Origin of the sequence: uncultured Alteromonas sp., from assembly GCF_963976965.1 — a bacterium.
In the GTDB taxonomy this organism is placed as follows: Bacteria; Pseudomonadota; Gammaproteobacteria; order Enterobacterales; family Alteromonadaceae; genus Alteromonas; species Alteromonas naphthalenivorans.
In genome coordinates this window covers 132,651-146,189 of sequence record NZ_CAXBMP010000004.1, presented here as the reverse complement: position 1 = coordinate 146,189, position 13,539 = coordinate 132,651, and the positions used below count along the sequence as shown (strand labels likewise).

The 13,539-nt window shown below is 44.4% G+C and carries 13 protein-coding genes; 10 read left to right on the top strand and 3 right to left on the bottom strand.

Annotation, left to right across the window (positions count from 1 at the left end):
• Positions 1-87 precede the first annotated feature (87 nt).
• The 7 genes from AAC006_RS04990 to AAC006_RS04960 all read left to right on the top strand — a co-directional run bounded on the left by AAC006_RS04990 (position 88) and on the right by AAC006_RS04960 (position 7,529).
• The gene (locus AAC006_RS04990) at positions 88-1,986 is read left to right on the top strand and encodes a protein-disulfide reductase DsbD (RefSeq protein ID WP_339890825.1); all 1,899 of its coding nucleotides are present in this window, start codon (positions 88-90) and stop codon (positions 1,984-1,986) included.
• Positions 1,987-2,162: 176 nt separating this feature from the next.
• A complete protein-coding gene (locus AAC006_RS04985) occupies positions 2,163-2,867 on the top strand; it encodes a M23 family metallopeptidase (RefSeq protein WP_339890824.1) in 705 nt (234 codons plus the stop codon).
• 286 nt (positions 2,868-3,153) lie between these two features.
• Complete coding sequence (aroQ, locus tag AAC006_RS04980; RefSeq protein ID WP_339890822.1) at positions 3,154-3,594, top strand: type II 3-dehydroquinate dehydratase; 441 nt, start codon at positions 3,154-3,156, stop codon at positions 3,592-3,594.
• Between the two features lie 14 nt (positions 3,595-3,608).
• Positions 3,609-4,076, top strand: a complete 468-nt coding sequence (accB, locus tag AAC006_RS04975) for an acetyl-CoA carboxylase biotin carboxyl carrier protein (protein WP_208804612.1) — start codon at positions 3,609-3,611, stop codon at positions 4,074-4,076.
• A 14-nt stretch (positions 4,077-4,090) separates the two neighbouring features.
• A complete protein-coding gene (gene accC / locus AAC006_RS04970) occupies positions 4,091-5,434 on the top strand; it encodes an acetyl-CoA carboxylase biotin carboxylase subunit (protein WP_057795338.1) in 1,344 nt (447 codons plus the stop codon).
• Between the two features lie 462 nt (positions 5,435-5,896).
• Entirely contained in the window at positions 5,897-6,835 is a 939-nt protein-coding gene (locus AAC006_RS04965; RefSeq protein WP_126872092.1) for a hypothetical protein, read from the top strand.
• 250 nt (positions 6,836-7,085) lie between these two features.
• A complete protein-coding gene (locus AAC006_RS04960) occupies positions 7,086-7,529 on the top strand; it encodes a hypothetical protein (protein ID WP_208804614.1) in 444 nt (147 codons plus the stop codon).
• Between the two features lie 16 nt (positions 7,530-7,545).
• Here the strand turns inward: AAC006_RS04960 and AAC006_RS04955 are convergent, their stop codons facing one another.
• Positions 7,546-7,776: a TIGR03643 family protein gene (locus AAC006_RS04955; RefSeq protein WP_041453193.1), complete on the bottom strand. Its 231-nt coding sequence runs from the start codon at positions 7,774-7,776 to the stop codon at positions 7,546-7,548.
• 282 nt (positions 7,777-8,058) lie between these two features.
• Positions 8,059-10,191: an exonuclease domain-containing protein gene (locus tag AAC006_RS04950; protein WP_208804616.1), complete on the bottom strand. Its 2,133-nt coding sequence runs from the start codon at positions 10,189-10,191 to the stop codon at positions 8,059-8,061.
• 203 nt (positions 10,192-10,394) lie between these two features.
• Between AAC006_RS04950 and AAC006_RS04945 the strand changes: the two genes are divergently transcribed.
• From AAC006_RS04945 to AAC006_RS04935, 3 genes are all read left to right on the top strand, one after another.
• Positions 10,395-10,586, top strand: coding sequence for a CPXCG motif-containing cysteine-rich protein (locus AAC006_RS04945; RefSeq protein WP_126872096.1), 192 nt, complete (start codon positions 10,395-10,397; stop codon positions 10,584-10,586).
• A complete protein-coding gene (locus tag AAC006_RS04940; RefSeq protein ID WP_013786613.1) occupies positions 10,579-11,262 on the top strand; it encodes a flavin reductase in 684 nt (227 codons plus the stop codon). Before AAC006_RS04945 ends, AAC006_RS04940 begins: the two co-directional genes overlap by 8 nt.
• 246 nt (positions 11,263-11,508) lie before the next feature.
• Complete coding sequence (locus AAC006_RS04935) at positions 11,509-11,802, top strand: high-potential iron-sulfur protein (RefSeq protein ID WP_013786614.1); 294 nt, start codon at positions 11,509-11,511, stop codon at positions 11,800-11,802.
• An 84-nt stretch (positions 11,803-11,886) separates the two neighbouring features.
• Here the strand turns inward: AAC006_RS04935 and AAC006_RS04930 are convergent, their stop codons facing one another.
• Positions 11,887-13,536 carry an amidase gene (locus AAC006_RS04930; protein WP_013786615.1) on the bottom strand — a complete coding sequence of 550 codons (1,650 nt, stop codon included), beginning with the start codon at positions 13,534-13,536 and terminating at the stop codon, positions 11,887-11,889.
• Positions 13,537-13,539: the final 3 nt, after the last annotated feature.

Below are 13,539 nucleotides of genomic sequence, written 5' to 3'. Positions count from 1 at the left end.
GTTAAACTGGGTTTGTGAAAGAATAGCGTATACATCTCGGTCTTACTTTTTATAGGCCAATAGCTTTAGGATAAAGAAAGTCGTTATATGAAGTACATCACCCGTTTATTTTCTTTTGTCGCATGTTGTCTATTTTTAGCATCGCTTGCGCTGCCTGGCTATTCGCAAACTAATACACAAATTACGGCACAAACTTCGCCTCAAACCTCCGCTCCGCCTTCAAATCAGAGCCTGGGTGGGTTCGACGATGTGTTCAGCAACCAAGAAGAATTCTTAAAAGTAGACCAAGCCTTTGTATTCGACTTCAATCAGGCAGACGACACCTTAAGCCTTTCCTTTACCATTGCCGATGGCTATTACCTTTATAAAAAGCAATTCAAGTTAGTGGCTAAGCAAGCCGCCATTGGGGAACCTCATTATCCCAAAGGCGTGATCATTGAAGATGAATACTTTGGCGAATCGGAAGTATTTTATGATGAAGTCACGATAACGGTTCCTATTACACAAGCCACCAACGACGGTATAGTAAAAATACGCTACCAAGGCTGCGCCGATGCGGGCCTTTGTTACGCACCGAATATTAAAACCGTCTATTTGAATGCCCTTGCCAGCAACGCTAACGCCAGCGTCTTGAGCAACAGCGCTGATCCCATGTCGACAGATGAACAGAGTCTCTCGCAAACGAACCCGAGTAGCTCTCAAGCGTCTCAATATTCTCTGGCCGATAAGCTCATTAACAAAGAAAACCTAGCCCTCACCTTGGTGCTATTCTTTGCATTAGGCATAGGCCTTGCTTTTACCCCCTGCGTGTTCCCTATGTACCCCATTGTGTCGGGTATTGTGATTGGCCAAGGTAAACAGGCAAAAGCCAGCAACGCATTTTGGCTCACGTTTACCTACGTACAAGGCATGGCCATTACCTATTCTATATTAGGCTTAATTGTGGCGTCGGCGGGTATGCAGTTTCAGGCTGCACTTCAACATCCGCTCATTCTAGGCATTTTTATTGGCATTTTTGTTCTGCTGGCGTTAGCCATGTTTGGCCGATACGAGCTTCAACTTCCTGCAAAATGGCAAACCCGCTTAACTAATTTAAGTAACAACCAAACGCCTGGCAGCATGGCGGGTGTATTCGCTATGGGTGCGTTATCGGGGCTAATTGCCTCGCCATGCACTACGGCGCCATTAACCGGCATTTTATTGTTTATTGCACAAAGCGGCGACTTAACCCTTGGCTTCATTTCGCTTTATGTGTTGAGTATTGGCATGGGTGTTCCTCTTGTTATATTTGGGATCACAGGTTCTAAATTGCTACCAAGAGCGGGTCAATGGATGAACGTGGTAAAAGTATCGTTTGGATTTATGATGCTGTCGGTGGCCATTGTTTTTGTAGAACGTTTATGGCCAAAAGCATGGCCTGACGATTACATTAACCTGCTGTGGGCAGCCCTTGGTTTAGGGGCATTCGGCTATTATTTTGTGGTCAACGAAGCGAGTAAAAAGGGCATTGCGAAATACGTGCGAACGTTAGTTATTGCGGCAGGCTTGTTCGCCAGTGCGCTACTCGCCTATAACACCCTGACTTCATCTGAAGACACTGCCATACAGCACAGCCAGCTTGCTCATCCAACGTTTATTGTTGTTGAAAACTTAGATGATTTACGCCAACAAATTGCGGCAGCTAATTCACAAGGCAAAACGGTGATGGTGGATTTGTACGCCGATTGGTGTGTGGCCTGTAAAGAGTTTGAAAAATACACATTCCCTGATCCTAATGTCATTAATGCGCTTAATAATACCGTGTGGATGCAGATAGATTTAACCGATACCTCTGCCACCAACACAGCCTTTCAAGAAGCGTTTTCTATTCTTGGGCTGCCGACCATTTTATTTTTCGATGAAAGCGGTAATGAACTAACGCAGTCTCGGGTAACCGGGTTTATGAAAGCGCCGGCCTTTGCTGAACACGTTGAGAATACGTTTTAACGTTATGACGGGTGAGTGACTACACTTCACCGTAATTCAAGGGTGAGCTATGCCCCTAATGTTTCAGTTTTCCCTCACACTTTTTTTTGTTTTTACCTTGTGTGCGCCACTAAAAACGCTAATGGCGCAAGAGGTCGTAAACCAAAACCCGTCTACCCAAGCGCCCAGTTGCTACGATGCCAATCGATTTTGTATCAGCATTTCAGCGCCCACGAATGGGAAGTATGAAGTCTATGCTCAGCGAAAGGTGCCACTGCCCCTTGTGCTTACTCTTTCGGCAAGTGGGCTTACGTCTACTTTACCAACCAGTGGGCTTACGCCCGGGTCGACATCCAGCGTATTTTTTAAACGACGATGACCCTATTTTAATGGGGGTAGTAAAAAGCCCGCGACGGTTTTGGCACTCAATGAAAGTAAGCTGGACTTCAGGAGTGCTGAATGCTGTGCACAATGATGAAGTGATTTATTTGCCGCCGCTGCGCCCAGCTAGTAATTACCCCGTAGTACAAGGTTTTGGTGGGGGCTGTTATGCATTAGATTTTGCGGCGCCGGTTGGCACTCCCGTGTTCGCCGCTCGCGATGGTGTGGTAATAGATACGAAAGATGATGGCCAATTAGGCGGCGCTTCTAAACGGTTTGCTAAGCACGCGAATTTTGTCGCTATTTTGCATGACGATGGCACCACAGGCGAATATTATCATTTGAAATATAAAGGTGTGGTGGTAACAAGAGAGCAAAAGGTGAAAGCTGGAGAGCTCATTGGTTATTCTGGTAATACAGGGTTTTCATCACTACCCCATTTGCACTTCGCCGTGTATACAGCCAAGTACGAAGGAAAGTACATGTCGGTGCCATTTGCGTTAAAAAATGAGCCGAATTGAACTCCACTAGTTACATAAGCAGCACATAAAAGTCACATTAGCATTACATGATCACTTTCTTATACACCGCCACACACCTGTGATAACGCATAGACCGGGAAGAGAACTTTGCGTCGAAAACACCTGATTAGACCAGTATTTTGCTGCGAAATCTTTCACTACCTCTATAATCAACGTCTAAATGAATAAACAACCGGATTAATTGTCTTTTTTTCGTGCAACTGTCATAAAATTTTGCTGAAATAGCAAATACACTGACTTTTTACCGAAGATAGCAGCAAATTTAATGAATATTTTGTTACTGAACGGCCCTAACCTAAATATGTTAGGACAACGTGAACCCGATAAGTATGGCACACAAACGTTACAGGACATCGTTGATGATCTGAGCGCGCAGGCAAAATCGTCTGATGCCACCCTTACCCATTTTCAGTCGAACGCAGAATATGCGCTTATCGACCGTATTCATCAGTCTATGGGCAATATCGACGCAATCATCATTAACCCCGCTGCTTTCACACATACAAGCGTTGCACTTCGCGATGCATTGTTAAGTGTCAATATCCCGTTTATTGAAGTACACCTGTCGAATGTTCATGCCCGTGAATCATTTCGACATCACTCATATTTCTCAGATGTTGCGGCAGGCGTCATTGTTGGCCTTGGTACCATTGGTTATTCACTAGCCCTGACCGCCGCCATCAATTTACCGCAATCAAAAAATTAACGTAGAGACTGAACATGGATATTAGAAAAATCAAAAAACTCATCGAATTAGTGGAAGAGTCTGGCATTGCCGAACTTGAGATCACTGAAGGCGAAGAGTCTGTTCGAATTCATCGCGGCCCAACTGGCGTTCAAGCGCCAATAAACTATAGCTTTGCTGCACCAGCTCATGCAGCACCAGCTCCGGCTCCAGCAGCACCCGTTGCGGCGGCTGAACCTGCTCAAGCAGCGGCACCTGCAGCGCCAGAAGGCCATGTGGTTAAATCACCAATGGTTGGTACTTTCTATCGCGCATCTTCACCTACAGCAAAACCGTTTGCTGAAGTGGGTCAAACGGTAAATGCTGGCGACACACTTTGTATTATTGAAGCAATGAAGATGATGAACCAAATTGAATCAGACAAATCTGGTGTGGTTAAGGCAATACTGGTAGATAACCAAGACCCAGTAGAGTTTGATCAACCCATGTTCATCATTGAATAAGCAGGCTTCGTACTATGCTAGATAAAGTACTCATTGCAAACCGTGGTGAAATTGCCCTTCGTATTTTGCGTGCCTGTAAAGAACTTGGCATCAAAACCGTTGCGGTACACTCCACGGCAGACAAAAACTTAAAGCACGTGTTGCTAGCAGACGAGTCGATTTGTATCGGTAAAGCCTCAGCAACCGAAAGCTACTTGAATATTCCTCGCATTATTGCAGCGGCGGAAGTCACTAATTCTATTGCTATTCACCCAGGGTACGGCTTTTTAGCAGAAAACGCCGACTTTGCTGAAGCAGTTGAAAAGAGTGGCTTTATCTTCATTGGCCCAACGGCAGACACCATTAACCTGATGGGTGATAAAGTGTCAGCAATTAGTGCTATGAAGAAAGCTGGCGTTCCATGTGTACCTGGCTCAGATGGCCCGCTTACTGGCGACAATGATAAGAATAAAACCATTGCTAAACGCATTGGCTATCCAATTATTGTTAAAGCAGCTGGCGGCGGCGGTGGTCGTGGTATGCGTGTGGTTCGCAGTGAAGCGGAACTTATTAGTGCTATTGAAACTACGCAAGCTGAAGCGGGCGCGGCTTTTGGTAACGCCACCGTGTACATGGAGAAATTCTTAGAAAATCCACGTCACGTGGAAATTCAAATTTTAGCCGATGGCCAAGGCAATGCTATTCACTTAGGTGAGCGTGACTGTTCTATGCAGCGCCGCCACCAAAAAGTGGTAGAAGAAGCACCAGCACCTGGTATTTCTGAGCAAATGCGTAACAAGATTGGCGATCGTTGTCGTCGTGCTTGTGTCGAAATTGGTTATCGCGGCGCAGGTACGTTCGAGTTCTTATACGAAAACGGCGAGTTCTATTTCATTGAAATGAATACCCGTATTCAGGTTGAACACCCAGTATCTGAAATGATTACCGGCGTTGACCTAATTAAAGAACAACTGCGTATTGCAGCCGGTCAGCCTCTGTCTATCGACCAATCGCAAATTCAAATTCGTGGCCATGCTATTGAATGTCGAATTAACGCAGAAGATCCTAAAACCTTTATCCCAAGCCCAGGTACGATTGATATTTTCCACTCGCCGGGCGGTTTAGGTATTCGTTGGGAATCTCATATTTATGCTGGCTACACGGTACCGCCTTTCTACGATTCCATGATTGGTAAGTTGATTACCTTTGGTGAAAGTCGTGACGAAGCCATTGCCAGAATGCGTCATGCGTTAGATGAGCTAGTTATCGAGGGAATTAAAACCAATATTCCTCTACAACGCTCTATTATGGCTGATGAAAACTTCTTTGCCGGTGGTACCAATATTCACTACCTTGAGAAGAAACTAGGCATAGCCTAACAGCATCAAAATTCAGTGCCGTGTTTTCCACGGCACTGCTTTTATCTCCTTTTTTTACTTCTGGTACACCCCTTCTTTTTCTACAACATATTTCCAAACGACTTAAATTACTCGCGCCTATCAGTATCATTTTGCTATGCGCTCTACTGCCCATGCTTAAGCAATTACTAGCTCATATAGTTCATTCTGTTTTTACGATTAGGACAATCAAGTTTTAAGGTTTTTCAAATGAACGGGGCGGGCATATACTTAACTCAGTTTCCTAGCCCTCCCTGCTATTGAAACTTTAGTTGTGTTTTATGTGTTTACCCTCATTGGAGTCCACCTCCAGTTTTTAGCCGGTGTCATTCACCGGCTTTTTTTTTCAGTTTTTTCCATCACAAATAGTTACCCTAGTCGCACTTTTTTTCGTATAAGCTGGTTAGGCTTAATTAACTTATTGATGAATTGGACTCGACTGAAATGAAAAGGGTAGATAACGCAGCTGTATTTGTTGTTCTCTTATTTTCCGTATGCGCCAATGCCTTTGCCGAGCGCTTAAGCTTTTCACAGAAGCTTGACATGCAATTTCGTTTTGACGAACGCTCAGACCGAGATCATAGAAATCAGTATAGAGTGCGATATTACCCTTCTGTTTCCCTGTCCTCTGACGATGCGTGGTCGTTAAATAGTTTTGTGGTTACCGGAGAATCTTTTGCATCAAGCCATAATACCTTTGATAGTGATACGTCAGATTACCTTTACGCTAGGCGTTTATATTTACGCTATGAATTTTCTGATGGAAAAATGGAGGCGGGGATCATCCCCACCTATAAGGGCCGAGTTTCTTCGTCAGGGCTATCTAAAGATGGATGGATTAAAGGCATGCGCAGTGTTTATGCCTTGCAAGAGGACAGCGAAATAGAATTGGTTATTGGCGAACTTGACGATACCAACGCCAACAGCGCATTTGATAGTTTCCACCAACTCAATTATGTTGAATTAGAATACTCGGCAAAAATGGGGCAAACCCATAGCTACGAAGTGAGTATCGAGCGTATGACTGACAACAACTTTATTCGGGGTGAATATCGCTTTCAATACACGCCATCCCAAACGTTGTTCATTGAAACTATTCAGCAGCTGTCATCTTCAAGCTCAAAGTTTGTTATTGGCCTGAGCGGAAGAACGAGCGTGGGAAATTACCCTTTGTCTTATTTTTCTCACTATTCTTATGTAAGTGAAGGCTTTGGCCCTAGGGGTGAGCTGACTGAAGATTTTTTGGGGACGGGTCATGGCGCTTCAGCTGAAATAAGCGGAGATATTACTCTTATTGATGACACAGAGTGGTTTATACGTGCCGATGTGGTAGACAGCGTTAGTCGGTTGCTTGCAGGTATAAAGGTGTCATTTGAGCAATAAAAAAGGCCCATCAAAATGATGGGCCAAACAGCAAGAACGCGTACGCACTTTGACAGTGCACTTTTTAATACGGTGGTTCCCCACGCGAAAGTTCAGCGCTGAATGGTTACGTTTATTTAATGATTACAACTGCTTGTGCGTACTGCCATTTACTAAAAAAACTGAGTGAAGTATGGTAGTGTCTACTAACTCAAACGCTAAGAAATAAAAGTTTTTCAATCTTTACCGCTAAGGTAAAAAGGTTTACAAGGTGCCCAAACGTTACGAAGAACTAAAATCTCAACTCCCTGTTTCACGCCTGTCTATCGACGTATTGCTTGCCTTGCGTGTGCTTTACGACAAGCCTGAAAACGACGTGGAGTTACACCAACAAATCACTGAGCTTTCTCGCGAGCCCAGCAAGCTAGAACGAGAATACCGCTCTGAGTGGGAAGCCTATGTTCTGCGTGAACTGGTATTAGATTTAAAGCAGAACACCCAACGTAGCCCTGCTATTTTTATCGACTCGGTGTTAAGTCGCATTGAAAGCCTTAAAGAAAGCTGCCCTTACTATAAAGCCTATAAACAACAAATTTCACAAGCTACGCCTGCAGATGACAGCACTACCCAGTTATTCCCCACGCCTTGGCGCCAGCAACTTATGATGCTGCTACTGCCTGTCACTACCGTGAAGCCATTGAAACCTACAGAATAGCCAGCACAATAGAAGGTTACTTATTCGCACTCTGAGGTTTATATTGAGACGGGCAGTACCCTCTTTCTACGCCTGCTGGGCGTAACGTTTTGTGTTTGGTTTTACGCCCTGACACCCTTGCACGCCAATTTTTGAAAGTTTTGTGCTTTAAATTCTGGCGCATCAGATTAATAACCTCTTTCTCAGGTAAGCCATACAAGTCTTCGATTGCCTCAAAAGGGGTTCTATCTTCCCACGCCATTTCAATGACGCGAGATTGTTCAACCTCAGTGAGATGCCCTTCAGTATGGCGCTCTAAGGGATAGAGCTCTGATGGATAATCTTTTGACGAGGGCTCTTTTGAGACATGCTCTTTTGAAGAATGCTCTTTTGAAATACGGCCTTTTTCAAAGTGACGCTCTTTTGTGTACTGCTCTTGTGTAAGTTGCTCTTCGGTATCTCGCATAGTTCCGGCTCTTGTTATTTAACACTACTATTACGCCAATTTAGAAAAAATGTTCACCTTCTCTAGCCTTACCTAACCTTACATTTATTTAATTGTTTCAGCCGACATCGTTAGAATGATATCAAGTAGTGCAGCGGCCGCTTTTGCATCAGAGAGCGCACGGTGATGCTGCTCCATTTTAATGTCGAAATGCCGAGTGAGGTTAGCCAATGAATATGAGGGTAGCCCAGGGTTTACCTTGCGCATTTCTCTCACCGTACACAGCTTGGGTCGTTTAAAAGGAAGCTCTAATCGTGCAAATTCCTGTTTAATGAAGCCATAATCGAAGTTAACGTTATGGGCCACAAATACCGCGTCGTCGGTAAAGCTAGCAATACGTTCAGCCACCTCAACAAATAATGGCGCATCAACCACCATATCATCAGAAATACCAGTAAGACGTGTGATGGTAGCCGGAATTCGTCGCTGGGGGTTAATTAGAGTTTGATAGGTATCGACCACCTCGCCCGCAACAATTTTCACCATGCCAATTTCAGTAATTCGATTGTAGCTGTTGTTGCCCCCAGTGGTTTCAATATCAACCACAACATACGGCTGATTAGGGTCGCGATGCCAATTTACCGTAGTAACGGCAACCTCAAACCCTGCACGTTGCAACCTCTGAATAGACACCAACTGATTGCGTCTTAACTGATCGCCTGGCGCTTTCACTTCTTCAAAGCGTAACTTTTCATCAAAAATCATGATGTCAGGGAAGCCGTCGCTTAACGAGGCAAAATCTTCGCTCATCATTCGAAGCAGGTTAACAATGGCGCTAAGCTCGCCGTGTTTGATTAGGGCATCGATAGGTTCAAGCAAATGGCTGCTCCACATGAATAAGCTATTCACCTTGCCATAGTGGGCTGTCGCCATTTTATGCACGTGGTGGCGAAACTTATCTTTGCTATTTAACCTTTCAAATAAGGCTTCAATACTGCTGCCAAAACGCGCGTAGAAGTTGTTTTGCTTAAGCGATAGAGGCCGTCTATCAAACTCAGTGACCAGGGTATCTTCTTCATATAGCTGTGCCCAAAAGGTTAGCCCAAACAAGCTGCGCCATAATCTGTTCTCGGTGCGCCAACCGGCAATACCTAAGCGTTTATAATGGGCTAACACGCCACGCTCTACCTGTTGATTTTGGCTAACATCAATATCAATAGTGCGGCTTGCATTTCTTAACATATCGGTTACCGCACTGGTGCGCTTTTTGTGGTATTTCCTCGCATAGAAATCTTCAGCAAAGGCCAGCAGCGTATCGGAAGGTGGTGAGTCGATAATGTGTTCTAGTACTTCTTTAACACTATCGGTGTTGCCATCTTTATAGCTTTCTCTTATCCATTTCTCTTTCGCTTTGTCGCTTTGGGCTTGGTATAGCAAAAGAAGGGCCTGCTCTCGGTGCTCGCCTAGTAATTTTAACGCTAGTGCATAAAGAAACTGATCACGATAAAACATGGCTGATACGCCATCGCTATTGGGGAACGTCTCATGGGCTAATGCATTTGCTTGCGCTAAAGAAAGAAAAGGGAGCTTTTCTAAATGGCTGGCATAAAACCAGGCTGCTTCAGCATCTGCTTTACTGTCGAAACGGGTAATATCTGATACCGAATCGCCGCGTGTACGCATAACGCCTAAGTCGCGCATAGAAAATTGATTCAGCCTGCCTTTGGTATTGCCAAAATAAAGGAATAATAAAAATTTTAGCGGTGCATCAAACAAACACACTAAGTAAGTATGCTCATTTAGCCCTTCAGGCCAGCCATGCTGATTAATGCAGGCTTCTAAGCGCGATACAAGCACGGGCTTGGTCAATGATGCCAAACCTTGAGTGGCACCGTATTCACTTAACAACCTTAAAATAGCGTCTTTAGTCAGTACGCCTGCAATATCTTGCAGCGAAGCGTGGTGCAAATCGCCGAACCACTTAGCTTCAATCAGCTCGTCAATTTGCTGTTGAGGGTTAGCTATTTCTGCATAAGAAAACTGCGACCTGTCAATTACCGCATATTTACGATTAGCCGCACGCACAATGATGCATTGTTTGTCAGCATCTAGCTGGTTAAAGCTTTCTATAAAACCATGAGCGTCATCACTTAACAACGCAGCATTCGCCCCTTTAAAGAACGCTAAGAACTCAAAAAAGTGGGCTAAGTAATATCGTGGTGGCAAATCTTTTCGCATTATAAAACCAAACTATTGCATACACTAATTAGTGTATATTTATACAGCCCTATTATTCAACCTTTTCCCTTTTTATTTCATGCGTAGGTGCACAGGCGCTTGCGTAGTAGCTTGTAAAGTCATTCTGGCTTAATTGGCAGTCAATCCAGTTTTCTACTTTACTCGTAATAACTATCACAACGTAATTCACATACGAGGAAATCATGAGCTTAACGCGATCGATGGCGTTCTCTTGCCCATATTGCATGGCAGCCAATGATGTAGAAATTGATGAGGTTAATGATGTGGGTCAGGTGCAGGTACTTGATTGCCAAGTATGTTGCCAACCTATAGAACTTGGCGTCTATCAACAAGGCGAAGACTTAAATATTATTGCGGAGCAGGAAAATGGCTGATAGTGGTACCCATTTTTCGTTGCAGGATATCAATGCTTTGCCGCAACGATATCGCGCCAACTTTGTGAATAGTCTATCTGGCTTTAAATCTTCCTCACTGTTAGGCACCACCGATGGCCGAGTTAACAACTTAGCTATTATTAGTTCTGTGGTTCATGTAGGGGCTAACCCACCATTGCTGGGCATTATTATGCGCCCACACACTGCACAGCGAGATTCTCTGACTAATATTAAGCAGCAAGGTATGTTCACTTTAAATCATGTTCATACAAGTTGGACTGACAAAGCACATCAAACATCTGCGCGGTATGATAATGGTGTGAGTGAGTTCGATGAGGTTGGACTAACGCCTTGGTTTAGCCAGAACTTCAGCGCGCCTTATGTTAAAGAAAGCGCGATAAAGATGGGGCTTAAAGTAGAACAGCATTTTACGTTGTGTAATCAAACGGAAATGATTATAGGTGAAATCCAAGAGGTCTTTATTGCGGGCAGCAGCACTACAGGAGATGACATTGCAAAAAGTGCTATTGCCGAAGATGGGTATATAGATCTTGAATCACTACAAACCTCATGTATCTCGGGTCTGGACACTTATCATAGTACGCAAAAGATAGCCCAATATGCTTACGCAAAACCCGATGTGCCTTTAACACAGGCGAGCGTAACTAAAAAATAATTCATGTTTTGCCAGTGGCGCGCAAACTAATGTTGCGTTGATGCTATAGGACATTGATTTTGCTAGCTGTTCAGGTGAAACTCGTTAATCTAGATCAACAAATATTTATTGCTTTGTGTTAGATCCAAACGCCACGGGTTATAGTATAATTATTAACATTCAAAACCTGCCTTGCGGCAGGTTTTTGCGTTTTAGGCGCTGAGTAAAAAAGAATCATTATCGTTATTATCTCAATTGGAGAGAATTATGAAGTCTGTAAACCGTCGTGACTTTCTGAAATTGTCAGGTACATCTTTGATAGGCCTAACGTTAGGAAGCGTTGCGTTACGTGCGAATGCGCAAGAACAACTACAAGCAGATGATCCAAGCGCGAAAGCATTAAACTACACTGCGGCGTCTACTGTAGACGGTGCTAAATGTAACAACTGCATGTACATTCAAGGTGCCGACGGCGAACAACACCGCCCTTGCGCCATCTTCCCTAACAAATTGGTTAACGCCAATGGTTGGTGTAGTGCATGGGTTAAACGCCCAGGCTAGTAACTCGAATTATCAAAAAAGCCCCAGTCTCGCTCACGTGTGCTGGGGCTTTTTTATGCATTTGAGATAAGGGTCTATAACGAGTTACAGCCCCTTCACAGCGTCTAACAATGCGGGGTTATGTAGTCGGCTCGGTAACAAACCAGGCTTTATATAGGCCCCATGCTTTGCTTGAAATATACTGCCAATGCGTAGCACTTTTTCATCGTCCCATTGCTTGCCAATAAAGCTAATTCCCACCGGAAGGTTTTTCACTTCTCCTGCCGGTACAGTAAGATGCGGATAACCTGCAATGGCCGCTAAATACCCAATTCCAATAAACCCCATTGGGGAATGATCGCCATACACGCCATCAATCAGAAAAGCCGGGCTATTTGAGGGTGCCACAAGTACATCAACTTTATGTTGTGCCATTAGGGCATCAATACCCTTGTCTCTCGCAGTTTCTCTTACCAAGGCTAGAGCCGAAGCGTATTCTGGGCTATTAATGTCATCTGTATTCACTGCTTTTTCGAATATATCTTGATTAAAGAGCGCAAGTTCTCGAGAGCTTGCTTGATTGTAAGTAATAAGTTCCGACAAACTGCGCACAGGAATGTCCGCTGGACTGCCTTCTAAGTATTCGTTTAATGTGTAATGAAACTCGCTAAGTAACACTTGATAAGAGTCGGCCCAAAAACTTTCAGGTTGTTTGAAGTCGCTAATTTCCACCAGCTCAGCGCCTGCGGCAGTTAGGCTATTTAAGGCTTTTTCATAAGTAGAAAGCACATGAGGGTTATCCCCTTGACGGTAACGCACAACGCCTACGCGCACGCCTTTTAAATCGGTCGCCAACATACTTTGCTGCGGTGCATTAAGCATGTGTTTGCTAGCCTCTAGCGTTGCGCTATCTTTTGTATCTACACCTGCCATGATTGATGCCATTAACCATGCATCGTTAACGTTTGCGGTCATAGGACCTGCGGTATCTTGGGTATATGAGATAGGGACAATGTGCGTACGAGATAACAGCCCAACTGTGGGTTTAAATCCTACAATACCGTTCATTGAAGAAGGACAAATAATAGAACCATTGGTTTCAGTGCCCACGGCTAACGACGCTAAACGCAATGCCATAGCAGCACCTGAACCCGACGAAGAACCACAAGCACTACGAGATAACATATGCGGGTTTCGGGTTAACCCACCTACGGCGCTCCAACCACTAATAGAAGATTCAGACCGAAAGTTAGCCCATTCAGAGAGGTTAGTTTTACCTAACACAATGGCGCCCGCGGCTTTAAGGCGAGCTACAATGGGGGCATCTCGCTTTGTGTCATTATCAACAAGTGCCATCGCGCCTGCGGTAGTAGGTAGCTCACTGGTTTCAATATTGTCTTTCAGTAACACTGGAATACCAAACAGCGGCCCTTTACGCATTCTATTTTTACGTGCTAAATCAGCCGCTCTGGCTTCTTCAATGGCATTGGGGTTAAGTGCCAAAATACTATTTACATCACCATCAAGCTTTTCGATTCTAGCGAGATAGCCTTTTACTAACGCCTCGGATGACAACTCACCTGCTGCTATAGCCTGCGCTTGTTCTAGTGCAGATTTATCTAACCAAGCCTCAACAGCTACTGAAAAAGCCCTGTCGTCTGAACGCTCAACAGATGCATTTTTTGTGTTCGGCTTAGATGGTGCACACGCGGTGCAAAGTAAAATAACGGCAGCGTAAAGTAGCGTAGCCTTCATGTG